The sequence below is a fragment of the Pedobacter boryungensis genome (genome assembly GCF_013204825.1).
Taxonomy (GTDB): Bacteria; Bacteroidota; Bacteroidia; order Sphingobacteriales; family Sphingobacteriaceae; genus Pedobacter; species Pedobacter boryungensis.
On record NZ_JABMKV010000002.1, the window covers coordinates 160,599 to 187,348 of the forward strand.

The 26,750-nt window shown below is 33.5% G+C and carries 23 protein-coding genes; 14 read left to right on the top strand and 9 right to left on the bottom strand.

Features of this window, described 5'->3' with window-relative positions; all coding sequences use genetic code 11:
• Positions 1–98 precede the first annotated feature (98 nt).
• Positions 99–524: an rRNA maturation RNase YbeY gene (gene ybeY, locus HQN85_RS07115; protein WP_173270673.1), complete on the top strand. Its 426-nt coding sequence runs from the start codon at positions 99–101 to the stop codon at positions 522–524.
• On the opposite strand, the gene HQN85_RS07120 is transcribed toward ybeY, so the two are convergent.
• The 3 genes from HQN85_RS07120 to HQN85_RS07130 all read right to left on the bottom strand — a co-directional run bounded on the left by HQN85_RS07120 (position 521) and on the right by HQN85_RS07130 (position 4,058).
• Entirely contained in the window at positions 521–1,180 is a 660-nt protein-coding gene (locus HQN85_RS07120; RefSeq protein WP_216847242.1) for a PepSY-associated TM helix domain-containing protein, read from the bottom strand. The genes ybeY and HQN85_RS07120 overlap by 4 nt on opposite strands.
• Complete coding sequence (locus HQN85_RS07125) at positions 1,161–2,681, bottom strand: DUF2271 domain-containing protein (RefSeq protein ID WP_173270676.1); 1,521 nt, start codon at positions 2,679–2,681, stop codon at positions 1,161–1,163. Before HQN85_RS07125 ends, HQN85_RS07120 begins: the two co-directional genes overlap by 20 nt.
• 159 nt (positions 2,682–2,840) lie before the next feature.
• The gene (locus tag HQN85_RS07130) at positions 2,841–4,058 is read right to left on the bottom strand and encodes a threonine aldolase family protein (RefSeq protein WP_246249668.1); all 1,218 of its coding nucleotides are present in this window, start codon (positions 4,056–4,058) and stop codon (positions 2,841–2,843) included.
• A gap of 344 nt (positions 4,059–4,402) precedes the next feature.
• Here HQN85_RS07130 and HQN85_RS07135 point away from each other — a divergent pair, with 344 nt between their 5' ends.
• The 6 genes from HQN85_RS07135 to HQN85_RS07160 all read left to right on the top strand — a co-directional run bounded on the left by HQN85_RS07135 (position 4,403) and on the right by HQN85_RS07160 (position 11,796).
• Positions 4,403–5,029 carry a GIN domain-containing protein gene (locus tag HQN85_RS07135; RefSeq protein ID WP_173270681.1) on the top strand — a complete coding sequence of 209 codons (627 nt, stop codon included), beginning with the start codon at positions 4,403–4,405 and terminating at the stop codon, positions 5,027–5,029.
• Positions 5,030–5,200: 171 nt separating this feature from the next.
• On the top strand, positions 5,201–5,863 hold the full coding sequence (locus HQN85_RS07140; RefSeq protein WP_173270684.1) for an MCP four helix bundle domain-containing protein: 663 nt from the start codon (positions 5,201–5,203) through the stop codon (positions 5,861–5,863).
• A 119-nt stretch (positions 5,864–5,982) separates the two neighbouring features.
• Positions 5,983–7,848, top strand: coding sequence for an ABC-F family ATP-binding cassette domain-containing protein (locus HQN85_RS07145; protein ID WP_173270687.1), 1,866 nt, complete (start codon positions 5,983–5,985; stop codon positions 7,846–7,848).
• Position 7,849: 1 nt separating this feature from the next.
• On the top strand, positions 7,850–8,119 hold the full coding sequence (locus HQN85_RS07150) for a CBU_0592 family membrane protein (protein ID WP_216847243.1): 270 nt from the start codon (positions 7,850–7,852) through the stop codon (positions 8,117–8,119).
• A 49-nt stretch (positions 8,120–8,168) separates the two neighbouring features.
• Entirely contained in the window at positions 8,169–10,031 is a 1,863-nt protein-coding gene (mnmG, locus tag HQN85_RS07155) for a tRNA uridine-5-carboxymethylaminomethyl(34) synthesis enzyme MnmG (RefSeq protein ID WP_173270689.1), read from the top strand.
• A gap of 133 nt (positions 10,032–10,164) precedes the next feature.
• Positions 10,165–11,796: an Ig-like domain-containing domain gene (locus HQN85_RS07160; protein WP_173270692.1), complete on the top strand. Its 1,632-nt coding sequence runs from the start codon at positions 10,165–10,167 to the stop codon at positions 11,794–11,796.
• A 7-nt stretch (positions 11,797–11,803) separates the two neighbouring features.
• On the opposite strand, the gene HQN85_RS07165 is transcribed toward HQN85_RS07160, so the two are convergent.
• Both HQN85_RS07165 and nadB read right to left on the bottom strand, forming a co-directional pair.
• Positions 11,804–12,313, bottom strand: coding sequence for a gamma carbonic anhydrase family protein (locus tag HQN85_RS07165; protein WP_173270695.1), 510 nt, complete (start codon positions 12,311–12,313; stop codon positions 11,804–11,806).
• 60 nt (positions 12,314–12,373) lie between these two features.
• Positions 12,374–13,960 carry an L-aspartate oxidase gene (gene nadB, locus HQN85_RS07170; protein ID WP_173270697.1) on the bottom strand — a complete coding sequence of 529 codons (1,587 nt, stop codon included), beginning with the start codon at positions 13,958–13,960 and terminating at the stop codon, positions 12,374–12,376.
• A 439-nt stretch (positions 13,961–14,399) separates the two neighbouring features.
• Here nadB and nadA point away from each other — a divergent pair, with 439 nt between their 5' ends.
• From nadA to HQN85_RS07185, 3 genes are read left to right on the top strand one after another with little or no spacing between them, the layout of a single operon-like run.
• Positions 14,400–15,398: a quinolinate synthase NadA gene (gene nadA / locus HQN85_RS07175; protein WP_173270700.1), complete on the top strand. Its 999-nt coding sequence runs from the start codon at positions 14,400–14,402 to the stop codon at positions 15,396–15,398.
• A gap of 15 nt (positions 15,399–15,413) precedes the next feature.
• Positions 15,414–16,451 carry a thiamine-phosphate kinase gene (gene thiL, locus HQN85_RS07180; RefSeq protein ID WP_173270703.1) on the top strand — a complete coding sequence of 346 codons (1,038 nt, stop codon included), beginning with the start codon at positions 15,414–15,416 and terminating at the stop codon, positions 16,449–16,451.
• Positions 16,452–16,472: 21 nt separating this feature from the next.
• Complete coding sequence (locus HQN85_RS07185; RefSeq protein ID WP_173270706.1) at positions 16,473–17,276, top strand: alpha/beta hydrolase; 804 nt, start codon at positions 16,473–16,475, stop codon at positions 17,274–17,276.
• A 7-nt stretch (positions 17,277–17,283) separates the two neighbouring features.
• Here HQN85_RS07185 and HQN85_RS07190 read toward each other — a convergent pair whose 3' ends face one another.
• Together HQN85_RS07190 and HQN85_RS07195 are read right to left on the bottom strand one after the other, a co-directional pair.
• The gene (locus HQN85_RS07190; protein ID WP_173270709.1) at positions 17,284–18,564 is read right to left on the bottom strand and encodes a DNA recombination protein RmuC; all 1,281 of its coding nucleotides are present in this window, start codon (positions 18,562–18,564) and stop codon (positions 17,284–17,286) included.
• Between the two features lie 82 nt (positions 18,565–18,646).
• Positions 18,647–19,786, bottom strand: coding sequence for an NAD(P)/FAD-dependent oxidoreductase (locus HQN85_RS07195; RefSeq protein ID WP_173270711.1), 1,140 nt, complete (start codon positions 19,784–19,786; stop codon positions 18,647–18,649).
• An 83-nt stretch (positions 19,787–19,869) separates the two neighbouring features.
• Between HQN85_RS07195 and HQN85_RS07200 the strand changes: the two genes are divergently transcribed.
• Positions 19,870–20,565 (top strand): zinc metallopeptidase, encoded by a 696-nt coding sequence (locus HQN85_RS07200; RefSeq protein ID WP_173270715.1) that lies wholly within the window; start codon positions 19,870–19,872, stop codon positions 20,563–20,565.
• 67 nt (positions 20,566–20,632) lie between these two features.
• Here HQN85_RS07200 and apaG read toward each other — a convergent pair whose 3' ends face one another.
• Positions 20,633–21,019 (bottom strand): Co2+/Mg2+ efflux protein ApaG, encoded by a 387-nt coding sequence (apaG, locus tag HQN85_RS07205; RefSeq protein WP_173270717.1) that lies wholly within the window; start codon positions 21,017–21,019, stop codon positions 20,633–20,635.
• Positions 21,020–21,049: 30 nt separating this feature from the next.
• Positions 21,050–22,057 (bottom strand): tRNA dihydrouridine synthase DusB, encoded by a 1,008-nt coding sequence (gene dusB, locus HQN85_RS07210; RefSeq protein ID WP_173270720.1) that lies wholly within the window; start codon positions 22,055–22,057, stop codon positions 21,050–21,052.
• 51 nt (positions 22,058–22,108) lie between these two features.
• Between dusB and HQN85_RS07215 the strand changes: the two genes are divergently transcribed.
• The 3 genes from HQN85_RS07215 to HQN85_RS07225 all read left to right on the top strand — a co-directional run bounded on the left by HQN85_RS07215 (position 22,109) and on the right by HQN85_RS07225 (position 26,658).
• The gene (locus tag HQN85_RS07215) at positions 22,109–23,044 is read left to right on the top strand and encodes a CPBP family intramembrane glutamic endopeptidase (RefSeq protein ID WP_173270723.1); all 936 of its coding nucleotides are present in this window, start codon (positions 22,109–22,111) and stop codon (positions 23,042–23,044) included.
• Positions 23,045–23,851 carry a phosphatidate cytidylyltransferase gene (locus tag HQN85_RS07220; RefSeq protein ID WP_173270726.1) on the top strand — a complete coding sequence of 269 codons (807 nt, stop codon included), beginning with the start codon at positions 23,045–23,047 and terminating at the stop codon, positions 23,849–23,851.
• 80 nt (positions 23,852–23,931) lie between these two features.
• Positions 23,932–26,658, top strand: coding sequence for a M14 family metallopeptidase (locus HQN85_RS07225; protein WP_173270728.1), 2,727 nt, complete (start codon positions 23,932–23,934; stop codon positions 26,656–26,658).
• Positions 26,659–26,750 lie beyond the last annotated feature (92 nt).

The window sequence follows — 26,750 nt, forward strand, 5'->3', positions numbered from 1 at the left end:
TTATTGCGAGATACGAAGCAATCTTAAAAACGGAAACACCTTACCTAAAAATAGATTTTTCATTCTTCGTAATTAACGTTTTTTATACAAAAACCCTCATGGCAAAAATCACTTTTTTTACAGAAAATATTCAATATACGCTAAGGCATAAAACATTAATCAGAAATTGGATTGAAGCTACAATTATAACCGAAGGATATCAATTATCAGAATTGAACTTCATTTTATGTTCGGACGAGTATTTATTGCGTATAAACCAAGATTACCTTCAACATGACGATTATACGGATGTAATTACTTTTGATAACTCTGAGGAGCTTAAAACCATCGTAGGTGATATTTTTATCAGCCTTGATCGGATTAAAGAAAACGCAGTCAATTTTAAATCAACTACGTTGGATGAATTATGTCGCGTAATGATTCATGGAACATTGCATTTGTTGGGTTACAAAGACAAAACAAAAGCGGCAAAAACCTTAATGACGGCAAAAGAAGATTTCTATTTAGCGAAAAGAGATTTTTAAGGGACGAAAATCACGTAGATTAAATAACAGATGATTAGTCCAACAATTCCTGTAATAAATCCTGCAACACGTCTCTTTTTAATAAAACACAATAAAATTAATCCGCTTAGCGAAACCAGAATTAAAAATACAGCGGAAATATCTATAATCCATCCCCAGCCCGACCCAGAATCTCTTCCTTTGTGTAAATCGTTCATCACAGCTACAACGCCCATTTTAATTTCCGAAAGCTCATACTTCCCTGTCTCACGATCAATAAATGCATCCGCAGAATAAGCTGGCCCTTTTAGCGAAACGCTTACTTCAGAATCATCTATCCTAAACTCGCTTACATACCCTTTTACATTATAGGTTTTACGCAAAAATTCTACAATTTCTAGTTTAGCAATTTTATTGGTATCCGGATTGTTTACCCACTTTACATTTAAAACGCCTTTATTTTTTACGTTTACTTGTTTATCTCCGCCAAACCATGTTGGGTGATTTAATGTTAAACCTGTTGCCGAAAAGAAAAGTACAATGGCAAAACTTACCATTGAAAGATAGATGTGTAGCCAACGCGATAGCTTGGCTACTTCTTTTTTCGGATTACTTGCTTTCGTAGCTACTTTCTTCTTAGAAGTAAGCGGTGCTGGATTATTTTTTATAGAAGTCAAAAGTTACGTTTGAGATTTCAACATTGCCCGCTGAAGTTGCTTTTCTAGCAGATTTTTTTAATTCCATTGGTTGACGGATAATTTCATCTGTACCATGCTCTTTTGAAGTTTCGATCATGATGGTGTATTTTCCTTGGGCAACGTAATTTCCTTTATCGTCTTTTCCGTCCCACTTAATAGTATACTTTCCTGGTGAACGAGTTGCGCCTGTTACAGAAGCATAATTTGCTTTATCTGCTTTAAAACTATCGCCGTTAATACGATACCAATTTTTAAGATCAGGAACCCATTTGGTTTTGTTATACCATAAAGCCAAATTACGTACCGATTCTTTATTTTCGTTTTCTACCCAAATCGCAGCAAACGGACGGTGATTATTTCCTGGAATTACATTCATTTCAAAAGTTATTGCCAACTCAAATTTCGCATCCCATGGTTTTTGTGCGTTAGTTAAAACTGGTTTTACGATTTCCTCTTTAGCTTCTTTAACTTTCGGATCAACTAATGCATTCCAGCCTTTACTTTCTATTCTTTTTCCGTCTTTAGTAATGATTAAATATTCTGCATCTTTTACCGTAGCGGCTAATGCTTTACTTTCTTCTAACGATAATACATTAAATGCAGTAGCTAATGCGCCAGCATCGGTAGCATTTGGAGCTACGATAGTTGCACTAATTACACCATCAACAGGTTTCGCTGTGCGTGGGTCTACAATATGCGAATACCAATGTTTCCCAATTTGTTCTCCTCTGCGATAGTTTCCACTAGTTGCAACCGCTTTATTACTCACCAATAAATGAGCTAATGGTGCATCATTTTCGGCATTCGCTAAAGGATTAGTAACATTAACCGCATCGGCAACATCTCCTTTAATAACTAAATCTCCACCAATATTTACCACAACAGCATTTATTTTTGATGATTTTAGTGCAGCATCACAAGCTAAATTAATAATGTAGCTCTTTGCAAATGTATTCATCACCAATGGTGTATTATTCAAACGGGTAGCAGTTAAATTTGCTTCATCTAATTTGTAATGAGCCGATTTCATTGCTGCTACTGCTGCATTCATTTCTTCTTTGGATGGAATTACTTGCTTCTTCGCTGCATCCTTCCACAAACTTACAGCAACAGCAGATGAAGCATCAAGCGCTCCATTTGTGCGAGTTTTCCATTGCTCAAATAAATTCAGCATATCGAATAACTCTTTAGAAACTTTAACGGGCTTATTTAAATCCTGTTTCATCCATTGGCTAAACTCACTTTTTTCATCATAAGCACTAAATATTGAGGATAATCTGTTAATCTCAGCTAATGCCGCAACCTCCGCTTTCTCTGCCTCTGCTTCTGAAACGCTAGTAAATTTAAATTCTAATGATGTTCCTAGTACATTTTCATAATTTGAAACATATAATCGCTGATTATTTTTTTTAGGTGCTTCTGTGGTTGGTTGTGTACCAATTAGTACAAATGCCGTTAACAATGAGGCAAATAATTTCATATCGTTATTAAGTTTAATTCTAAATAGTGTGCAAATGTAAAGTTTGCAATTGAATTTATCCCATTTCTGACTGATTTTTTTACCGAAAGGTTTAAAAACATTTTCCTATTGCCGGTAGAAAGAATTTTAACCTTGCGCTTTTGAGCTATATCTAGATTATTAAACTTTCGCAAATGCGATTGCTTCTTTAAAAGAGTCTAAAATTAGTTTGTTGTCTCTTCTTAACAATGTTGCATTCACTTTAATTTTCACAAAACCATCTTTTTGTGGCAATCCGAAAACAATAGTATGTTCTCCTCTTAATCTTGAATTTAACTTAACTGGATCGATTCCTTTATCTAATAAAACATTAAATTGATTTGTTCCATTTTCTATTGAGCTAACTTTTATTCCTTTAAGCTGATTAAATTGATTAAAAAGATCTTTTGATTTTATTTTGACTTTTTCCATCGTTTCATCAATAACGTTTAAATGATGTAACGCAACTGCAGCACTAGGCCAATTACTAAATATTCCGCCACCGTGAATTTTAATGAGGTGATGCATTTGATTTATAACTTCTTTATCTCCACATAATACAGCCCCACCCGTTGCGCCTAAATATTTATACAAACACATATAAACCGTATCAAAATAAGATGCATATTCTTTAACAGTTGAATTTGTAAATGCAGTTGCCATGTGTAATCTTGCGCCATCAAGGTGCATTTTGTAACCATTTTCCTTGCAATAAGCTGAAATCTTTTTAATTTCATCTAACGGAAATGCTTGGTTATCACATCTTCTCACAGGTGTTTCAATAGAAATTGCGCCCACCCCAGCTACAAATACCTCTCCTTCTTTATGGTAGTTTACTGATTTTTTTAGTTCCTCTACTGTAAAATGCGCTTTCCCTTCGCCCAGCGGAATTAACCGTTTATTAAATAGTGTTTGAGACGCGTCAGCCTCATCTCGATATACGTGACTGGTTTCTTGAACAAAGGCTTTTGTATTGTCTCCACACAAAACACTAATTGCCAATTGGTTTGCTAAAGTTCCTGTTGGCATATAAACGGCAGCTTCTTTTCCTGTTATTTCTATAAATTTCTTTAATAGCTTTTCTATAGCACCGCCCTGGCCGTAACTATCTCTTTCTATCGGAGCAGCAGTATTAATTTCTTGTAACTTACTAATAAAGTCTTCTGGTCGATAAAAAATCCCATCGTTAATGAAATAAACTGCCTCACTATCCTTTGATAAGGATCGGTTATTTTCTATGGCAAATGCTTTAAATGGCACAGCAGATGCAATAAGTGGCAAAGCTGATAACGAAGAGAGCTTTAAGAAATCACGGCGTTTATAAGCTGACATGTCAAGTGTTTTAAGGTGTTCCTGCATTAATAAAATTGGCTTTTTCTTTTTTGAAATCAAAATGGGAAGTTTTTCCGCTATATAATACTGCTGTTTGTGCTTTAAATCCGATTGTAGCGAGCACGAAGTAAAGTGGAAAGCGGGGCTTGCTTGCTGTTTTCTGCTAAACTCGATTTTCAATCTATTTTATGGTGCCTGTTGGTCGAAATATTACAGGCGTTCGTCGAGAGTTACACGATGTAGGTATAATACAGTCATTTACGCTGCAACCTTTTGCCCTTAACGTCGTCTTATATACGAAACCAGCCTGAAAGAGGGCGGCGACAAAAAAGAAAACAATTTATAAAACAAAGATTTTAAAAAATAAAAATATGAAAACTTCTATCAAATCATTAATCGCTTTAGTAGCAACAGGATTAGTTTTAACAACAGCAACAATAAATGCAAAAGCAGAAGATAACACACAAATTACTGTATTATCTGAAGTTAAAAAAGTAAACAAAATCAATGTATCTGGAAACGTTGAATTGATTTTGGTTCAAAGCGCAGACGAGAGTGTTAAGGTTTATGATAACTATTTCTCTAAAAATGCATTGGTACAACAAAAAGATGGCGAATTACGCATTAGTTCTTTTAACAAAGAAACTTTAACCGTTGTAGTTTATTTAAATAGCTTAACTTCTATCTCTGCATCTAACAATGCTACTGTAAAAACTTTCGGAAAGTTTAGCACATTAAGTTTAGATGTAAACTTAAAAGATGAAGCAAAAGCGACTTTAAATACTAATACAGTGAGTTTATCAACAACAGTAACAGATCAGGCAAACTTAACTTTATCGGGATCTACTACAGATTACAATGCAGTTATGGGAAGTGTTGCAAAAGTAAACATGGGTCAATTTGTTGCAGAAACTACAAATATTCAATCTAAAAGTACTTCGATTGCTAAAATAGCGAAAGCGGAATTACCTACAGCAGACGATTTAGTTACCCTATAAAATTCATAATCCATCATAAATTTAGTTTAGTTTTTAGTTTAGTTAGAAAAATGCGGATGGATGTCCGCATTTTTTATGCGTCTTAGTTTGGCATAAATAAGTCACTTTATAGATTTGAATTGGCAAAATTTGTAGTGTTTGATTATTTTGCAATAAACGAACGCTAAGCTTATGAAAATTGCCTTCTCTTTACAACAAAAATCTAAAATTGCTTTATTACTTTTCTGCATTATGGCCTGTACTATTTTAATCAGGTTTTTAGAAGATAAAAGTATCAAAAGCATGAATAACGCTTTCGTTTCCATGTATAACGACAGATTGGTACCAGCTACAGATTTGTTCAATATTTCTGAGTTACTTTTCGAGAAGATGGATGCGATAGAAAAGCACAATCTTTCGGTCATTTCTGAAACTCACCAAACAACAAAATTACTTGTCGCTCAAGATTTTAAAATAGATTCTGTTTTAAAAAAATACGAACAAACATTTTTAGTGACTAATGAAAAAAATCATTTACAGCTCCTAAAAGAAAAATTAAAAACTCATCAGCAGCTAGAAAAACAATTAATTTCTACATCAAAAGGCAACAAAATTACCATTGAACAACTAAATAATTCCTACAAAGGAATTCTTAAAAACCTTTCTCTTTTAACCAAAACGCAAATATTTGTTGGTAAAGAATTAATTAAAGAATCTCAAAGCTTATTTGCTGGAAGCAAGATCTATTCGGCTATTCAATTTGCACTGGCTATTGTAATTGGTGTTTTGATTGTATCTATCATTTTTGCTTCGAACGTAATGAAGATAAAGCAGGAGAAATTCAATTTGAATTAGTTGAATTAAGCAATTTTTAAGTAAATCTTTCGGTTCTAATCTTTTCCTGAATCTCATACCAAAATTTTAATCCTTACTTTTGCGGTAATTTCTTATTAGATAAATCGTTAAAAAATACTTTGAGTACACTAATTGCAGCTGAAGGCTTAGGCCACGGATACCATGATGAATGGCTTTTCAAAAATTTAACCCTAGGTATAAATTCTGGTCAACGTGTAGCGTTGGTAGGAATAAATGGTGCCGGTAAAAGCACTCTTTTAAAATTATTAGCCGAACGCTTTTCTCCTTTAGAAGGAAAAATTGTAAAAAATAAAGCCGTTAAAATTGGTTTTTTAGATCAAGAACCTTCTTTTCCTGATGGATATTCTATTAGTGATTTTATTTTTTCATTAGAAAATAAACAACAGCAGTTGATTAAAGAATATGAAGAGTTGATCGAAGATCCTAATCCTGATGAGAAAACATTGAACCGCTTATACGAAGAATTAAGCGAGCACAATGCTTGGGAATACGAGCACGAAATCAAAACGATTTTGAGTAGAATGGGTATTAACCATTTACAACAAAAAATAGATACGCTTTCTGGTGGACAAAAAAAACGCTTGGCCTTGGCAAAGCTATTAATTGAAGACCCTGAAATTTATGTATTAGATGAGCCGACCAATCATTTAGATATCGATACGATTGAGTGGTTAGAAAAGCTATTAACTTCGGGTAATAAAACCATTCTTTTAGTAACTCATGACAGGTATTTTTTAGATAATGTTTGCAACACAATTGTAGAACTAGATAGAGGAAAAATTTATAATTATAATGGTAATTATGCTTATTTCTTAGAAAAGAAAGCTGAACGCGAAGCCGCTGATGAAAGTACTTTTCAGAAGAACAAGAACCTAGTGAAAAAAGAATTGGAGTGGATGAGACGTATGCCAGCGGCTCGTACAACGAAATCTCAAAGCAGAATAGATGCCTTTTACAACTTAGAAGAGAAAACAAAGCAACGTTCTGACAATCAACAGGTTACTTTAAATGTTAAGATGTCTCGTCAAGGAAATAAAATTCTAGAATTAGATCATATTGGACAAACATTTGATGATAAAAAGATTATTAATGATTTTTCATATACTTTTAAAAGAGGTGATAGAATTGGTTTAGCTGGAAAAAATGGAACCGGAAAGTCTACTTTACTAAATATTATTACCGGTTATCTTAATCCAGAAAAGGGTAAAGTTGATGTGGGTGATACTACAGTATATGGATATTACAAACAAGGAGGATTAGCATTTAACGAAAAAGAACGTGTAATTGATATCGTAAAATCTGATGCCGAATTTATTAAAATGGCAGATGGACAAACAATATCTGCATCTGCTTTATTGACTTTATTTCTTTTCCCTCCTAAAAAACAGCATGGCATGGTAGAGAAATTAAGTGGCGGTGAAAAGAAACGTTTACACTTAATGAAGGTACTAATGCAAAATCCAAATTTCTTAATTTTGGATGAGCCAACTAACGATTTAGATATTGACACATTAAATGTACTTGAAGAATTTTTAGAAAATTTCCCTGGTGTTTTAATGTTGGTTTCTCACGACAGATACTTATTAGATAAAATGAGTGAGCAACTATTTATTATGGAAGGTGATGGCAGAGTAAACATTTACAATGGGAATTATTCAGAATACCGCATTAGTTTGGATTCAACTAAAGATACATCTTTACAGAAAAAACCTAAAGTTGAAGAACCTACCATAAGTTCTCCCCTTAAAAAACTTAGCTTTAAAGAACAAAAAGAATTAGACGAAATTGAAGAAACGGTTGCTGAAAAAGAAAATGAAATTGAAGAATTAACTATGAAATTGAACGCTGTAGAATCTTCTGATTATTTAAAAATCCAAGAAATTTCTTTAGCAATAGATAATTTAAATAAACAATTAGAAAGTATAATGGAACGTTGGGTAGAGCTTTCTGAAAAAACTAGTTAGTATGGAAACATCAGACATGATAGCAACTTTTGGCGTTAGCCTATTACTAATTGCTTTCTTTTTACAAAGCTTAAAAGCAATAAAAGCAGAAAGTGCAGCATATGGTCTATTAAACTTTTTTGGAGCAGCCATAGCTGGTTATGCTTCCTGGTTGATTCCATTTATGCCCTTTGTCATTTTAGAAGCTGTATGGAGTATAGTTGCCCTTTATGGATTAATTAAATTATATAATAAAAGAAAAGTTCCACGTGAAACAGAGTTAAAAAATTAAGATTTTAATGCTTTTGTATTCGTTTCACGTGAAACAAAAATAGAATTCGATGTTTAAAGAGTATGATGTAATTGTTGTTGGCGCTGGACATGCGGGCTGTGAAGCTGCTGCAGCAGCAGCAAACTTAGGTTCTTCTGTGTTGTTGGTAACCATGAATATGGAAACTATTGCACAGATGAGTTGTAATCCAGCTATGGGTGGTGTTGCAAAAGGACAAATTGTGAGAGAGATTGATGCAATGGGAGGTTATTCAGGCATTATAGCAGATAAAACTACGTTGCAATTTAGAATGTTAAACAAATCTAAGGGCCCCGCGATGTGGAGTCCAAGGGCGCAAAACGACAGAAAACGCTTTGCTGAAGAATGGCGTTTAGCTTTAGAAAGAACACCAAATGTAGATTTCTGGCAAGAAATGGTGGGTAGTCTGCTCATTAAAAACAACACTGTTATTGGAGTCAAAACAGCCCTTGGTGTAGAAATTATGGCTAAGGCTGTCGTGTTAACGAACGGTACTTTTTTAAATGGACTGATACATATTGGAGAAAAGAAATTTGGTGGGGGTCGTACTGGAGAAAAAGCAGCAACAGGAATTACAGAACAATTAACTCAATTAGGATTTGAAGCTGGTCGCATGAAAACTGGAACTCCTCCCCGAGTTGATGGCCGTTCATTAAATTATAGTTTGATGGAAGAGCAATGGGGGGATGAAAATCCTGGGCGTTTCTCTTACACAAATGTAGAAAGATCAACTGATCAGCGCTGTTGTTGGATTACGTATACCAACGCCAACGTTCATGAAACGTTAAAAGAAGGTTTCGAAAAATCGCCGATGTTTACTGGAAGAATCAAAGGCTTAGGCCCTAGGTACTGCCCTTCTATTGAGGATAAAATTAATCGCTTTGCTGAAAGAGAAAGACACCAAATATTTGTAGAACCAGAAGGATGGAATACTTGTGAAATCTATGTAAATGGTTTTTCTACTTCCTTACCAGAAGAGGTACAATATAAAGCGCTCACACAAATTCCAGGTTTTGAAAATGCTAAAATGTTTCGCCCAGGCTATGCGATAGAGTACGATTATTTTCCACCTACTCAACTTTCTCTAACTTTAGAAACTAAAATAATTGATAATCTGTTCTTTGCGGGTCAGATAAATGGCACAACAGGTTACGAAGAGGCTGCTAGTCAGGGTTTTATAGCAGGAATTAATGCTCACCAAAAGGTTAAAGATCAACATGAGTTGATTATGAAACGTTCTGAATCATACATTGGAGTCTTAATTGATGATTTAGTGACTAAAGGAACCGAAGAGCCTTATCGCATGTTCACCTCTAGGGCAGAGCATCGCTTATTGTTAAGACAAGATAATGCTGATATTAGACTCTCTCCTATTGCACATAAACTTGGTTTGATTAGCGATGAACGTTTAGCTATTGTAAATCAAAAAGTAGAAAACTCTGATGCTATTGTAGGCTTTACTAAAAAACAAGGCATTGATATGAGCGAAGCAAATGAATTATTGGAAAGCTTAGGAACTTCTGCATTAAACCAAAATGTAAAATTAGTAAATTTATTAAGCAGACCTCAAGTTGGGATTAGTGATATCAGAAAAGTAAGCGCTGCGTTTGATTCATTTTTAAATACATTTGATCAAGAAACGGTAGAGCAAGCAGAGATAAAAATTAAGTACGAAAGTTACTTTGAAAAAGAAATTGAGATTGTAAACAAAATGCAAAAGATGGAGGATAAATCTATTAATCCAGAATTTGATTATAGCAAACTTCTTTCTTTATCAAAAGAGGCTCGTGAAAAATTATTAAAGATTAAACCAAGAACTTTGGGTCAGGCATCTAGGATTTCTGGTGTTTCACCTTCAGATATCTCAGTTTTAATGGTCCATATCACTAAATAATTATTAAATTATTGATTATCAAATAATTATAACGTCAAAAAAGACGGCTTGTTTTTAAGCGATTTAAGCCACTTTTTTGCATTTTTAATATTACCACTTAAAATTAATATTAAATTAAATATAGCGCATCTAAATGTCGAAAATCGAAAAACTAACAAATAGACCTTATTTACATTATTATCTGATTTTGATAATTGCATTAATTTATGGCTGTGCGAGTATTCGAACTCCAGAAGGTGGTCCAAAAGACACAAAACCTCCGAAGGTTTTAAAAATGGATCCAAAAAACATAACCACTAATTTTAAGTCAAAAAAAATAACTATAGAATTTGATGAATACATTAAACTTCAAAATGAATTTAAAGAGTTTTCGATTTCACCTGAACAAGAACGCCCTCCTATTTTAAAAGGCAGTAATACAAAAAAACTAGAAATCACACTTCAAGACTCTTTAGAAAAGAACACAACTTATACATTAAACTTTGGGAAATCCATTGCAGATATTACAGAAGGAAATGCATTAAAAAACTTTACCTATGTTTTTGCAACCGGACCAACACTTGATTCTTTAAGCATTAGTGGTAACGTCAAAAATGCATTAACTGGTCAACCGGAAATTGAAACCATTGTTTTCATACTTCCGCTTTCTCGTGACAGTCTTTTTGGGAAAAAGAAACCATCAATTTATACGACAACTGATAGCAGCGGAAATTATAAATTAAATAATCTCAAAAAAGACACCTATAAAATATATGCATTACATGAAAAGGGCGGTGATAAAATTTACCAGCAAAATTCAGATGAAGTTGGTTTTGTTAAAGCCCCTCTTGTTTTAGACAGGAATTTGGATAGCGTTAATTTAATGGTTTTTAAAGAATTGGCAAGCGAGTTTAGAATTCTTGATAGAAAACTAAATACTGACGGGAGCATTTCCATGAATTTTAATCAGCAACTTAGAAAGCCAGAAATAGCTGTAATAGAACCTATTGCTGTTGATGCGAATAAAAAAGTTCGATTTAATAAAACAAATGATTCTGTTAAGATCTGGTTAAATGATTTGAGTTTTGATTCTGTAAAGATAGCTATAAAGGATGAAGGAAAAAGTTTGGATACAGTTAAGTTCACCAGAGGCAAAAAAGATACTTACACAAGAAATATTCAGGCTGGAGATAATTTAGAAGGAAATCTTTTGAATCCGTATAAAGATTTAAAATTACATTTCAATTTTCCTATAGACAAAATCGATTTAACCAAAGTGACATTGTTGGAGGATTCTATTCTAAGAACTGGCCTTACTTTAATAAAAGACAGCTTAGATTTCTTAACCTACAATGTTAAATATACTTGGAAACCTAAAGAGGAATATATTTTAAAATTAGCAGATGGGGCTTTAACTGGCATTTTTAATTCGAAGAATAAAGACATCACCAAAACATTTAAATTAGGAAATGATGATGATTATGGCACATTAATTCTGAGTGTAGAAGTACCCGATACTTCAAAAAACTATATTTTACAAATTGTAAATGAAAAGAAAGAAGTTGTTATTTCTAGCGAACGAATTTATAAAAACACAACCGTAACCTTTAATAAGTACAGAGCGGGTATTTATTTTGCTCGAATTATATACGACGAAAATAAAAACGGTATTTGGGATACTGGAAATGTAAAACAAGGCTTCCAACCAGAAAAAATATGGTATGCACCTTTAGAACTGTCTATTAAAGCAAATTGGGATAGAAAAGAAAAACTAATTATTCCTTAAGTAATAGCTATCTAAACCAATCTGAATACATGATATAATTATCTGGTAACTTATTTAATAAGGCCCGTTGCTCATCAGTAATGGGCTTTATCTTTTTTGCAGGTGTTCCAGCATATAAATACCCGCTCTCGCAGATTGTATTTTCTAAAACCACTGCGCTTGCTGCTATAATACAATATTCTTCAACTACCGCATGGTCCATTAGAATTGCTCCCATGCCAATGAGAACATGATCTTTTACTTCACAACCATGTACAATAGCATTATGCCCAACAGAAACTCTATTTCCTATATGTGTTGATGCTTTTAAATAGGTAGCATGAATTACGGCACCATCCTGAATATTACTATCATTACCAATAGTGATACTGTTTACATCACCTCTAACAACTGCGTTAAACCAAATTGAACAATTGTTTCCCATAACAACGTCTCCAACTATTGTAGCATTTGGAGCTATAAAACAATTTTCTCCCCACTTAGGGTTTATTCCTTTTACTGGTAATATTACTGGCATTTTTTCTTTGATTTATCGTCATTTCGAACATAGAGAGAAATCCTCCTTCAAAATGACAGGTTAGATAATAGTATCAACCAATTCATTTGCATGTTCTGGATAATCAGTTGTATAGTGTAATCCTCTGCTTTCTTTTCTGGCAACTGCCGATTTTATAACCATGTATGCTACTTGAATTACATTTCTCAACTCACATAATTTAACCGATACCTTGTTCATCTTATAAAATTCTTCTGTTTCTTCATACAATAAAAATAAGCGTCGCATGGCTCTATCTAATCTAAAATCAGAACGAACGATACCCACATAATCGCTCATTATTTTTTGAGTTTCACGAAGGTTATGGGTAACCAAAATATCCTCATTAGATTGAGTTACACCTTGTTCATTCCATTCAGGAATATTATCGGGTATATTATTATTTTTATAATTTTCTAATGCGGACAAATAAATGCGGTGTGCAAAAACTGTTGCTTCCAATAAGGAATTAGATGCTAAACGATTTGCACCATGCAATCCTGTTGAAGAAACTTCACCACAAGCATATAAATTTTTAATAGATGATCTTCCATATTCATCGACCAAAATACCGCCACACATATAATGAGACGCTGGAGTAACTGGAATAAAGTCCTTTGTCATATCTATTCCAATAGATAAACATTTAGCATAAATATTTGGAAAATGAGTTAGAATATCATCTTTCTTTCTCATTGTAATATCTAAATACACAAAATCATCACCAGATTTTTTCATTTCATTATCAACAGCACGAGCTACAATATCACGAGGTGCTAAAGATCCTCTTTCATCGTATTCATACATAAACTCTACTCCATTCTTTCTTCTTAAAACTCCTCCAAACCCACGAACAGCTTCAGAAATTAAAAAGGAAGGATATTCACCTGGATTATATAATGCAGTTGGATGGAATTGGATGAATTCCATATTTCTAATTTTTCCTTTTGCTCTATACACCATCGCCATTCCATCTCCAGTGGCAATTACAGGATTTGTTGTATTAGAATAAACATGTCCGGCTCCACCACTTGCCATTACGGTTACGTTTGCCAAGATCTTTTCAACATCGTTAAGCTCTGTATTAAAGGCATATATACCATAACAGTTAATATCTTCACTACTCTTATCCACATGTTCACCAAGGTGATGTTGGGTAATTAACTCTAAGCAAAAGTAGTGTGTTAATATCTTTATTTTTTCGTTTTCATGAATTTGTTTTAGTAAAACGCTTTCAATTTCGTACCCAGTAACATCTTTATAATGTAAAACTCTGTGTTCTGAATGTCCCCCTTCTTTCGCTAAATCGAAAACTCCAGCTGTATTTTTATCGAAGTTAATCCCGTAATCTATAATCTCTTGTATCCGTTGAGGTCCTTCTTTTACCACAATTTCAACAATATTTTTATCACATAAACCGTCTCCAGCAATTAAAGTATCTTCAATATGTTTTTCAAAAGAATCAGATTTATCTACAACTACAGCTACCCCACCTTGAGCATATTTTGTATTAGATTCGTCTTCGTTTGATTTGGTAACTATTAATACTTTTCCATGTTGTGCAGCTTTTAGTGCAAAACTTAAACCTGCTATACCCGATCCTATAACTAAAAAATCAACTTTTCTCATTAAAACTAACGTAAATCAAACAATTGTTAAGAACATCATTAATAGTGTTAGCAGAATGTCTAAATAAAGCCAACAACTATTTTTGAAAGTTTAAAGCTAAGGTAAAAAGGTAATTTGACACAATCTTTTACATTATTTTTAAGCAACTTTGCATAGTTTATTAACTTTTTCTACCACTATTAACAATGCACATTTTGGTATTGATAAGTTTCTAAGCAAAATAGTATAACATTGTAAATCAGTATTAATTTAAAATAAAATTGAATACTAAATGTTGGTAAGTATGTGATAACTCATATTACAAAATTTAAAATGAGAACTTACTCACAGTACCAACACCTTAATAAGTAATAAGATTCTTCTTTATATAAAATAATTAGAATCTATTGTAGTGTTGAAACTAGGTATCTTTACAAAAGTTAGCTACCAATAAAAAAATATGATGATTGATATTTTAGAAGAATTAAATAAAAAAGGCTTTGTGGATGAAATAATTGATCCAACACTTGATTTATTTGATGAAATTGAAAAATTAAAGAAAGAGAAGAACGCAGTAATATTAGCTCACTATTATCAAGAACCTGATATACAGGATATTGCTGATTATATTGGAGATAGCTTAGGCTTATCTCAAGAAGCAGCTAAAACGGATGCGGATATTATAGTTTTTGCTGGAGTGCATTTTATGGCAGAAACAGCAAAGATTTTATCGCCAGAAAAAACAGTTTTATTACCTGATTTAAAAGCTGGATGTTCTTTGGCTGATAGTTGTCCGCCACACTTATTTAAAAAATTTAAAGAGAAATATCCAGATCATTTGGTGATCACTTATGTAAATTGTACTGCAGAATTAAAAGCATTGAGCGATATTGTTTGTACTTCAACAAATGCTGTTCAAATTGTAGAAAGTTTACCAAAAGATCAGAAGATAATTTTTGGTCCGGATAAAAATTTAGGAGCTTGGGTTGCAAAAAAAACAGGTAGAGATCTAGTGCTTTGGAATGGTGCTTGTATGGTACATGAAATTTTTTCAAGAGAGAAAATAACCAAACTAAAAGAACGTCATCCTAATGCGAAATTTATTGCACATCCAGAGTGTGAAGAAGCTGTTTTAACTATGGCAGATTATATTGGATCTACTACCGGATTGTTAAAATACTCGATAAATAGTGATGCACAGGAATTTATTGTGGCCACAGAAAGTGGAATTATCCATCAAATGGAAAAGGCAAATCCTACAAAAACCTTTATTCCAGCACCTCCAAATAATAGTTGTGCTTGTAATGATTGTCCATATATGAAAAGAAACACATTAGAGAAATTGTATTTGTGTTTAAAAAATGGTTTACCAGAGGTTACTGTACCAGCAGATATTATTGTTGAAGCTCGTAAACCAATAGAAAGAATGTTAGAAATATCTGCAAGTTTAGGTTTGTAGAAATTAATTAAAATTATGTTTGAAAATAAAGAACGCACAGCTATATCAGAATTAGGAGAATTTGGCTTAATTAAGCACTTAACAACTAATTTTAAAATACAACACGAAACTAGTATAAAAGGAGTTGGTGATGATGCAGCTGTATTAGATTTTAAAGATCAAGTATTAATTTCTACTGATTTATTATTGGAAGGAATTCATTTCGATTTAGCATATGTACCATTAATGCATTTGGGTTATAAAGCTGTTCAAGTTAACTTGAGTGATATTTATGCAATGAATGGAATTGCTACTCAAATTACAGTTTCCATTGGTTTATCTAGTAAATTTCCATTAGAAGCAGTTGAAGAAATATATAAGGGAGTTGAATTAGCCTGCAATAAATTTAATATAGATTTAATTGGTGGAGATACTTCTTCAAGCAAACAAGGATTAGTAATTTCTGTAACGAGCATTGGTCACGCAGCAGCTGAAGATGTGTGTTATAGAAATGGTGCTGAAGAAGGAGATTTACTATGTGTATCTGGAGATTTGGGTGGAGCTTATGTAGGTCTACAAATTTTAGAAAGAGAGAAGTTAATATTTTTAGAAAATCCACAATTGCAACCAGATTTGGAAGGTAAAGATTACATTATAGAGCGACAATTAAAACCAGAAGGAAGAAGAGATATTGTTGATTTATTAGCTCAAATGAAAATAAAACCTACTTCTATGATTGATGTTTCTGATGGTTTAGCATCTGAAATTTTGCATATCTGTACACAATCTGAAAAAGGCTGTACCCTGTACGAAGAAAAAATTCCTATTGATCCAATGACTTACGAAACTGCTCGAGAATTAGGTTTAGATCCAACAGTTTGTGCCTTAAATGGTGGTGAAGATTATGAACTGTTATTCACTATTAAACAAAGTGATTATGCTAAGCTGAAAAATGATGTTGATATCAGTATTATCGGTCATATTACTGATAAAAATTCAGGATGTAATATGATTTCAAAATCTAATGTTTCTCATGAAATAAAAGCGCAAGGTTGGAATGCTTTTAAAGGATAAAATGAAAGAAATAATAATGTGATGAAAAGAGCTTTTTTAATAATTTGGATGATTTTAGTAACGAGTTTTACTTTTGCACAAAAGCAATTTGTATTAGGGGATATTTATCAAATTCATTCTAAAATATTAAATGAAGATAGAACATTAAATATTTATACGCCAGAAGGTTATCATCCTGATTCAAGTAAAACCTATCCAGTAATTTATCTATTAGATGGTTCAGCAAATGAAGATTTTATTCACGTTGTTGGAGTTGTACAATTTTTAACGATGATAGAGGCTATGCCAAAATCTATTATTGTTGGGATAGCTAACATAGATAGAAGGAGAGATTTTACTTACCCAACAACGATTCAAAAAGATAAAAAGGATTATCCAACAACAGGAAGTTCAGCTCAATTCATCAAATTTTTAGGAGAAGAGTTACAACCATTTATAGCAAATAAATTTAAAATAAATAGTTCCAAAACAATTATTGGTCAATCTTTGGGTGGATTATTAGCCACAGAAATATTAATAAAAAATGGTAATCTTTTCAATAACTATATCATTGTTAGTCCAAGTTTATGGTGGGATAATGAATCGCTATTAAAAAATGCAGATACACTTATCAACAACCAAAAATTAAAACAGACAAATGTGTTTATTTTGACTGGTGAAGAAGGAGCAGTAATGAAAGGAGATGCTAAAAAATTAGCTGAACTTATTCCAAAAACGGAAGATTTAAAGGTTAGTTTAGAACTTTTTGAAAAAGAAAACCATTTAACAATACTGCATAATGGACTTTATCAAACCCTGATTAAAATGTATGCTAAGAAAAAATAAAACAATTTTATTCATGTTCCTCATCTTCCAAAAACTTACTATCAATCTGCTTATTAGATTTAGTCTTTGCCCCTAGTTTTTTAATCTTTTCTACTTTTCCAATTAGATTTCCATTGCCATATTGCAATTTTTTAAATGCGTCTTCATGTGCTTTTTGAGTAAGATTTATATTCTTTCCAATCTTATCCATATCTTCTAAAAAACCAACAAACTTATCGTATAAAGCACCAGCTTCTTCTGCAATTTCAAATACATTTTTATTTTGTCTATCAACTTTCCAAATGCTGGCAATAGTTCGTAAAGTTGCTAATAATGTTGTCGGACTTACAATCACCACTTTTCTATCCCAGGCATAATTAAATAATTCATTATCTGCTTGAACGGTTACACTAAAAGAAGATTCAATTGGCATAAAAAGCAACACAAAATCTGGCGAATTAATTTGATACAAATTTTGATAATTTTTACCCGCTAAACCATCAATATGAGATTTTACAGAAAGTAAATGTTGCTTTAAGTTTGCTAATTTTTCATCATCAGTTTCTGCACTTATCATTCTTTCGTAAGCAACTAAGCTAATTTTAGCGTCTACAATCAAATGTTTTTCATCTGGAAGGTCAATCACAACATCTGGTTGAAAACGGCTCCCCTCGCTATTATTTAAGCTTGTCTGAATACGATATTCTCTATCCTTGATTAAGCCAGAACGTTCTAATACTCTTTCTAAAATTACCTCGCCCCAATTACCCTGTTTTTTACTATCGCCTTTTAGTGCTTTTGTTAAATTATTAGCATCATTTTGTATCTGTTTGCTTTGATCCATTAATTGAAAAATTACCCCTTTTAATTGGCTTCTTTCTAGTGCTTCTTCTTTATAAGCTTTATCTACTTTTTCTTCAAAAGATTTTATGTTGGCCTTTAATGGATTTAATATAGAGTCTAAATTGGTTTGATTTTGTACAGTAAATTTTGCGGTCTTTTCATCTAATATTTTATTGGCAATAAGGGAAAATTCTAGAGTGAATTTTTGTTGTAAATCTTCTAAATTTTTCTGTTGTTCGGTTAATTTTTCACGATGTGAATTCACTAAAGCTTCGGCCTTAATTAGGTTGCTTCGCTCCTCATTAAAACGTTCACGCAAATCGTTTAATTCATCTTGTAGTTTGAGTTTTTCTTCTTTTAAATAATTGATTGTTTCATTATTGTTTTGAAGAGGAGCTTTGCGAAGCAACAAACAAAGAAGAACGAATAAAATGATAATTAATAGGGCTAAACCTGCTATTTCCATTTGCTAATATTTTTATCAAAAATAAACAATTGCTAACTATTTTTGTATCCATAAATGGAAAACAATAATTAGTAAATAGAAATTATAAACTTCTCATCACCATTTCCCCAGCTTCTTGACCAGTTTGACTGCCAATGGCGATGCCCATTCCATTGCAACGGACTGCACAAAAAATAGTAGGTTTTATTTCTTTAATAATTGGAGTTAAGGAAGAACCAAAAGCCATAATTCCACTCCATTTTTGCTCAATCTCGAAATGTGTTTCCGGCAAAATAACTTCTTCTAGTAAATTAATTAATGCTTTTTGAACCAATGGTGTCTCACCAAATACAGTTGTTTCTTCAGCCTTAAAATTTAAATTTCTACCCCCACCTAAAAGTATTCTGTCATCAACATTTCTAAAATAATAATACCCTTTATCGTAATGAAAAGTACCCTTTAATTTTAAGTTGGGAATAGGTTTAGTTATTATAACTTGTCCACGCCCAGGCGCAACAGCTAGATTTGGCAATAATTCATTTACAAATGCATTAGTAGCTAACAAAACTCTTTTGCAAGAGAAATCTCCCTGATTAGTTTTAATTAATGTACTATTATTTTCCTGTAATAGTTCTTCAACCTTACAGTTGGTATAAACTTGTACTCCAATAGCTAAGGCTTTAGCCAAAAGTGCTTTCATCATCATACCTGGATCAATTTGAGCTTCTAGATCATTTTCAATCAGAACATCAATACCTTTAAAACCAAATGAATCTATTTTTGAATTAGTTAAAGAATAGGTGTTTTTTTGAAGTACTATATCCTCAATTAGAGAATTGAAATGGCTCATTTTTGCTACACATTCATTAGCTAAATCACTTTCTTCTGGCTTAAATAGTTCGAAACCACCATTTTTTTGAAAGGAAATAGCATCATCACCTAACAGATTTCTTAGTTTTAAAAGGCCCCTCCATCTTTTTGAAATTAATTGATAAAGACCATCAGTTCCACTCAATTTTTCTTGTTCTATCAATTCCGAAATGCTACCAAAGCAAGCAAAGCCGGCATTTTTTGTACTTGCTCCAGATGGTAGAAACCCCCGTTCGAGCACCAAAACACTTATTTTTGGACTTTCTGATTTAATAGCGATTGCAGCATTTAAGCCCACAATTCCACTACCAATTATAATGACATCAGCATGAAAGAAATTCTTTTTTTCCCAATAGGATAGATTTTGAAGCATAGATGGATTGTAATTTTTTTATGTCTTTTAAATATGGGAACACTTTTTGAGTTAAAGATATTGAAAAACATACATCATCGAATATGGGAACTTATTTAATTTTAATCATCCCGATACTATTACTGAGCATGTTTGTGCAATGGCGATTTAGAAATAAATTTACAAAATATGCAGAAACTCAGCTTAGTTCTGGCCTATCTGGGAAAGAAGTAGCTGAGAAAATGCTACGTGATAATGGAATTTACAATGTAAATGTAATGAGTTTAGAAGGTCAACTTACTGATCATTATAATCCAGCCTCTTTAACCGTTAATTTAAGTACTGATGTCTATTATGGTAGAAGTGTTGCAGCAGCAGCAGTAGCAGCTCATGAATGTGGACATGCCGTACAGCATGCAAAATCATATCACTGGTTACAATTGCGCTCTAATATGGTGCCTGTTGTAAGTATTTCATCTAACCTTTTACAATGGGTGCTTATAATTGGTGTATTACTAATTGGTTTTACAGGCAATCCATTAGTATTGGGAATTGGTGTAGCGGGATTAGCTTTAGTAACAATATTCAGTATTGTAACCTTGCCAGTTGAGTTTGACGCAAGTAAAAGAGCGTTGCTTTGGTTAAGGAATAATCATAGTGTAATGCAAAGCGACGAAGAAAATGTGCAAGCAAAAGATGCGCTTTGGTGGGCGGCAATGACTTATGTTGTAGCGGCGTTGGGCGCATTAGCTAACTTATTATATTACGCATCAATGCTATTTGGTAGAAATAGAAATTAAAAAAAACCACTGAAAAATAAAAGGGATGGTAATTATTACCATCCCTTTTTTTATAAAAATTGAATTCTTAATTTAATTTATAGGGAACAATTAATTGAAACTCTGGAATATCTACTTCAAAACTTGTTTCATCAACAAGGCGGTTCATTGAATAATGACCACGCATACTGCCTATATCTGTTTTAAGATTACAGCCAGAAACGTAAGAATAGCTTTCACCTGGTTCTATTACAGGCTGAACACCAACCACACCTTCTCCTTCAACTTCTCTAATTGAGCCGTTCGAATCGAAGATAAACCATTGGCGACGCATTAATTGTATTGCATAATCAGATAAGTTTTCTATTTCAATGCGGTAAGCAAACATGTAATGTTCGTTTGCAGGATTAGAATGCTCGTCTTGGTAAATGGTTTCTACCGAAATTTTTACACCTTGTGTTATAGCTGTAACCATTTGTTAAATTTATAAAATGCTTTTCAATAATCAAGCCATTTCTGAAAAGGGCAAAACGTTCTCATATTTTTCTGCCACTTCGTCTAAAATTTGATGAATAACAGTAATATTTTCTTCTTTAACCAACATCATTCTATACGATTTAAAGTCGGGCAAACCCTTAAAATAATTGGCATAATGACGTCTCATTTCAAAAACCCCTAGTTTTGGCCCTTTCCACTCTATAGATTTATCTAAGTGAGTTCGGCAAGCAACAATTCTTTCATCTAATGTTGGCCCAGGCAAGTGTTCGCCTGTTTTAAAGAAATGTTTTACTTCACGGAAAATCCATGGGTATCCAATCGCAGCTCTTCCAATCATAATTCCATCCACTTCGTATTCCATTCTCCAAGCTGCCGCTTTTTCTACACTATCTACATCTCCATTACCAAAAACAGGAATTTTAATACGTGGATTGCGTTTAATTTCTCTAATTAAGGTCCAGTCGGCTTCTCCTTTATACAATTGAGCCCTTGTACGCCCATGAATTGTTAAAGCTTGTATACCAATATCTTGAAGTCTTTCAGCAACTTCTTCAACATTTTTAGTGTTATCGTCCCAGCCTAAACGTGTTTTAACAGTAACTGGTAAATGTGTTGCTTTTACAACAGCCTCTGTCATCTTTACCATTTTATCAATGTCTTGCAGCAAAGCAGAGCCAGCTCCACGACACGCTACATTTTTAACAGGACAACCGTAATTAATATCCATAATATCTGGACCAGCTAAAGTTGCAATTTCAGTTGCTTCACGCATACTTTCGATATCACTACCAAAAATCTGAATCCCAATAGGCCTTTCGTATTCAAAAATATCCAGCTTCTGACGGCTTTTTGCCGCATCGCGGATTAATCCTTCCGAAGAAATAAATTCTGTATACATCAAATCTGCCCCACCTTGTTTACACACATAACGGAAAGGCGGATCGCTCACATCTTCCATTGGCGCTAGTAACAAAGGGAATTCTCCCAAATCTATATTTCCTATCTTTACAGACATTTTTCTATCTTCAAACCAAAATTATTTACAAAGTTACGGATTTTACAAATAATGCAAGTTACACCATCACCAAAAGAAGAAATCAACCCATTTTTACAATTGCTACTACTAGGTGGTTACGCAGTGGTAGGGCTTGTAATTGCAATGATTATTGGATTTTTAATTTGCCTAGGGATTTATGGACTAGATTTGTTGCACAATACAGGGTGGATGACAGGAGATGATTTAAAGCATATTGGTGCTTTAAAAATATTATTAACTGCGCAACAGATTGGTCTTTTTTTAGCACCAGCAATATTTTTAAGTATTACAGAAGGCAAAAGACCACAACATTTTTATGGTATGAAAATGCCAAAAGCTAACCTTATGTTTTTGGTTTTTTTGTTAATGCTTTGTTCTACTCCATTTTTAGGATTAATAAATGAGTTAAACCAGAAAATGATCTTACCAGATTCTTTGAAATGGTTAATGGATTGGATGAGAAGAATGGAAGATGAGGGCGCTAAAACTACCGAAGCTATTTTAAAAATGAATTCTGTTGGGGGATTTTTAATTAATCTTTTAGTAATTGCCATTATACCAGCTGTTTGCGAAGAATTTATATTTAGAGGAGCATTACAACGCACTCTTTTACGATTAATCAAAAATCCACATGTTGCTATTTGGACATCTGCATTCATTTTTAGTACGATACATTTTCAATTTTTCGGATTTTTTCCAAGATTGTTTTTGGGGGCGGCATTTGGCTATATTTATTTTTGGACGGGTAGCATTTGGTATACCATTTTTGCGCACTTTTTAAATAATGGTTATGCTGTTGCGGTGGCTTGGTATTTACAAAAGCAAAATTTACCAATAACTAGCAATGATGGAACTTCAGTTGCATGGTACGGCTATTTAATTAGTGCAATATTAACCATAGCTTTGTTTTGGATTTTGAAAGAGAAATCGACAGAAAACAACAAACCACAACCTACAAATTTTTAAATGAAGACTAGAGCAATAACCGCTTTCTTTTTTACCCTAGTGATGCTTAGTTCACTCATTAATGGCTATGCTTTTACAGGGTTCTATTTAATTTTAAGCATTGTTGCGCTATTAGAATTTTATAAATTAGTAAAAACATCAGGCATTAGGCCTCATAGAAATATTGCGGTAATAGCTGCGGCAATTATCTTTTTACTAACGACAAGCTATCATTATTTTCAATTTGAGTTAAAATATTTATTACTCATTGTTCCGCTTATTTTTTCAGTATTTGTTTTCGAATTATATAAGAAAGAAAAAATCCCATTTGCAAATATTTCTTACACGTTTGTTGGGTTTATTTACGTCACAATTCCTTTTTGTTTCTTTTATTCTTTAGGCTTTTTGTCCAACTTTAACGAGTATAATTTTCATTTACCACTTGCATTTTTACTCTTGCTTTGGGCAAATGATACTGGAGCTTATTTATTTGGCGTAAAGTGGGGAAAACATCGATTATTTGAGCGCCATTCTCCAAAAAAATCATGGGAAGGGTTTTTTGGCGGAATGTTTACAAGTCTGGTTGTTTCTTATTTGATTTCCTTACAGTTTCCTGAAATGAAACCAATTATTTGGGGTGGAATGTCTATTTTAATTGTTTGCTTCGGTACACTTGGCGATTTAGTAGAATCAATGCTAAAAAGAAGCCTTGATGCAAAAGACTCGGGAAGTTTTTTACCTGGGCATGGAGGGTTTCTAGATCGTTTTGATGGGCTATTAATCGCAGCGCCAGTGGTTTACGTTTATTTGTATCTGATATTGCATTAGCGGTCTGTAACAAATCAATAACAGCCATGTAATACTTCGTTTTCTATTTTATATTTGAATATAAACTAAACTTATCCCTTATGGCAAAACTTTACCAACGTAGCGTATTGTTTTTTGCACTATTTTTTTGCTTTCAATTGGCAATAGCGCAAAACATCCCAACCCCCAAAGAACATTTCGGTTTTAACATTGGCGACGATTATCAGCTCGCTAATTACACTCAAACTGAAGCATATTTTAAAAAGCTTGCAGAAACCTCAAAACGAGTAAAACTGGTAGATATTGGTAAAACTGAAGAAGGAAGATCTCAATATATGTTGATCATTACATCGCCAGAAAACCAAAAAAACTTAGAAAAATATAAAGAGATTTCTCAAAAATTAGCACATGCCGAGGGTTTAACCCCAGAGCAGGCTAAAGCATTGGCAGCGGAAGGAAAAGCAGTAGTGTGGATTGATGGAGGATTACACGCAAATGAGGTTGTTGGCGCCCACCAATTAATACAAATGGCTTATAATCTTTCTAGCAAAACGGATGCAGAAACCAATAAAATATTAGATAATGTAATTGTGCTAATGACGCATGCTAATCCTGATGGACAGGAATTGGTGAGCAACTGGTACATGAGGGAAAAAGACCCAAAGAAAAGATCTATAAATGGACTTCCTCGGCTGTATGAGAAATATGCAGGACACGATAATAATAGAGATTTCTTCATGTTAAACCTGAAAGAAACCCAAAATATTGGACGTCAACTTTTTGTAGAATGGATCCCGCAAATTATGTACAACCATCATCAAGCTGGCCCAGCAGGAACAGTAGTAGCTGGACCACCTTATCGCGATCCATATAATTATGTTTTCGATCCAATCATATTAACAAGTATAGATGCCGTTGGCGCAGCAATGCACAACAGAATGAACGTTGAATCTAAGCCAGGTTATACACAACGCGGAGGCTCTGTATTTTCTACTTGGTATAATGGAGGTTTGCGCACTACAACTTATTTTCATAACATGATTGGATTATTAACAGAAATTGTGGGTAGTCCAACACCATCTGACATCCCTTTGGTACCAGCTCGTTTATTGCCAAATGGCGACTCTCCAAATCCTGTTTTACCTCAAAAATGGTATTTTAAAAACTCGATAGATTATTCGGTTTCGTTAAACTATGCGGTATTAAACTACGCACAACGTTACCACGATGAATTACTGTATAATATTTATCAGATGGGTAAGAACTCAATTGATAGAGGGAGTAAAGACACCTGGTCTTTCTCGCCTAAAAAGATTGACGCCATAAATGCTGCTGCACAAGCAGGAAAATCAACTAGTGCAGCGAATGGAGGTTTTGATGGAAGAGGAGCAATGTCTACAAAATATTTAGATACCGTAATGAAGAATCCAGCTAATCGCGATGCAAGAGGATATATTCTTTCTGCAGATCAGCCAGATTTTACAACTGCTATACGATTTTTAAATGCCTTGATTAGAACAGGGATTTCAGTTCAAAAAGCCAGCGCTCCATTTACAGTTGCAGGCAAAAACTATCCTGCCGGAAGCTATGTAGTTAAAACCGACCAAGCTTTTCGTCCGCATGTTTTAGATATGTTCGAACCACAAGATCACCCTAACGATTTTAAATATGAAGGTGGTCCTCCTATTGCCCCTTATGATGCAGCAGGTTGGACGTTGGCGTATTTAATGAATGTGAAATTCGATCGAATTCAAGATAAATTTGATGGCCCGTTTGAAAAATTACCTTACGGAGAATTAATAAAAGCAACATCAAAAGCATTACCTTCAGGTAGTGGCTACACGTTAAGTTCATTCGCAAATGAAAGTTATTTAGCAGTTAACGAGTTACTGAAAGGTGGAGCGGAAGTTTATCGTAATACAGCAGATGGATCATTTTATGTGCCAGCATCATCTAAAGCGAAAAGCATTTTAGATAAAGCGGAACATGGTTTTGGAATGAAAGTTACAGCAGCTCAAAAACCTGCTAAAGCAGTTAAAATAGCTCCTTCGCGTATCGCTTTATGGGATACTTATGGCGGTTCAATGGATTCTGGATGGATTCGTTTTATTATGGAACAATATCACTTTGATGCAACTGTGATTTATGCTTCAGATATTGATGCTGGAAACTTGAAAGACAAATATGATGTGATTATTTTTGTTGATGGGTCTATCCCGGCATATAATCCAAATGTGTCAATAGGCGCAGGAAGAGGTGGTTTTGGTATGCCAGCTCCCGAAAGTATTCCAGAAGAATATAGAGCTCGATTGGGAAGAATGAGCCAAGATAAATCTATTCCTCAGCTAAAGAAATTTTTAGAAGCAGGTGGAGAGGTTGTAGCTATTGGTACTGCGACAAATTTAGCGGCGCACCTAAACTTGCCAGTTCGTAATGCGATGGTAGAGCTTATTGGTGGTGTAGAAAAAAGATTGCCAGCAGAGAAATATTATGTGCCTGGTAGTGTTCTAAATGTTTCATTAGATAAAAATCAACCAGCAAATTGGGGTATGGATAGCACAGCGGATGTTTATTTTGATAATAGCCCTGTGTTTAAATTAAGCCCAGATGCCGTTTCTAGCAGTAAAATTAAACCTTTAGCTTGGTTTGCAAACGCAACACCATTACGTAGCGGTTGGGCATGGGGACAAAGTTATTTACAGGATGGCGTTGCTGCGTTTGAGGCAAATTATGGAAAAGGAAAATTATTCGCCTTTGGTCCAGAAATTACGTTTAGAGCTCAAACACATGGAACGTTTAAATGGATGTTTAACCAATTGTATAAGTAGATAAAACGCTACATTGCCCAATAAAGTAAAAACCCAGCTAACATTTTTGTTAGCTGGGTTTTTACTTTAAACTTACCATTCTACAAATCGTC

Bases quoted from the DNA above. Each gene is read 5' to 3' on its own strand.
- ybeY (WP_173270673.1), top strand. From the start codon at position 99: ATGGCAAAAATCACTTTTTTTACAGAAAATATTCAATATACGCTAAGG.
- HQN85_RS07125 (WP_173270676.1), bottom strand. From the start codon at position 2,681: ATGAAATTATTTGCCTCATTGTTAACGGCATTTGTACTAATTGGTACA.
- HQN85_RS07130 (WP_246249668.1), bottom strand. From the start codon at position 4,058: ATGCAGGAACACCTTAAAACACTTGACATGTCAGCTTATAAACGCCGT.
- HQN85_RS07135 (WP_173270681.1), top strand. From the start codon at position 4,403: ATGAAAACTTCTATCAAATCATTAATCGCTTTAGTAGCAACAGGATTA.
- HQN85_RS07140 (WP_173270684.1), top strand. From the start codon at position 5,201: ATGAAAATTGCCTTCTCTTTACAACAAAAATCTAAAATTGCTTTATTA.
- HQN85_RS07150 (WP_216847243.1), top strand. From the start codon at position 7,850: ATGGAAACATCAGACATGATAGCAACTTTTGGCGTTAGCCTATTACTA.
- mnmG (WP_173270689.1), top strand. From the start codon at position 8,169: ATGTTTAAAGAGTATGATGTAATTGTTGTTGGCGCTGGACATGCGGGC.
- HQN85_RS07160 (WP_173270692.1), top strand. From the start codon at position 10,165: ATGTCGAAAATCGAAAAACTAACAAATAGACCTTATTTACATTATTAT.
- HQN85_RS07165 (WP_173270695.1), bottom strand. From the start codon at position 12,313: ATGCCAGTAATATTACCAGTAAAAGGAATAAACCCTAAGTGGGGAGAA.
- nadB (WP_173270697.1), bottom strand. From the start codon at position 13,960: ATGAGAAAAGTTGATTTTTTAGTTATAGGATCGGGTATAGCAGGTTTA.
- nadA (WP_173270700.1), top strand. From the start codon at position 14,400: ATGATGATTGATATTTTAGAAGAATTAAATAAAAAAGGCTTTGTGGAT.
- thiL (WP_173270703.1), top strand. From the start codon at position 15,414: ATGTTTGAAAATAAAGAACGCACAGCTATATCAGAATTAGGAGAATTT.
- HQN85_RS07185 (WP_173270706.1), top strand. From the start codon at position 16,473: ATGAAAAGAGCTTTTTTAATAATTTGGATGATTTTAGTAACGAGTTTT.
- HQN85_RS07190 (WP_173270709.1), bottom strand. From the start codon at position 18,564: ATGGAAATAGCAGGTTTAGCCCTATTAATTATCATTTTATTCGTTCTT.
- HQN85_RS07195 (WP_173270711.1), bottom strand. From the start codon at position 19,786: ATGCTTCAAAATCTATCCTATTGGGAAAAAAAGAATTTCTTTCATGCT.
- HQN85_RS07200 (WP_173270715.1), top strand. From the start codon at position 19,870: ATGGGAACTTATTTAATTTTAATCATCCCGATACTATTACTGAGCATG.
- apaG (WP_173270717.1), bottom strand. From the start codon at position 21,019: ATGGTTACAGCTATAACACAAGGTGTAAAAATTTCGGTAGAAACCATT.
- dusB (WP_173270720.1), bottom strand. From the start codon at position 22,057: ATGTCTGTAAAGATAGGAAATATAGATTTGGGAGAATTCCCTTTGTTA.
- HQN85_RS07215 (WP_173270723.1), top strand. From the start codon at position 22,109: ATGCAAGTTACACCATCACCAAAAGAAGAAATCAACCCATTTTTACAA.
- HQN85_RS07220 (WP_173270726.1), top strand. From the start codon at position 23,045: ATGAAGACTAGAGCAATAACCGCTTTCTTTTTTACCCTAGTGATGCTT.
- HQN85_RS07225 (WP_173270728.1), top strand. From the start codon at position 23,932: ATGGCAAAACTTTACCAACGTAGCGTATTGTTTTTTGCACTATTTTTT.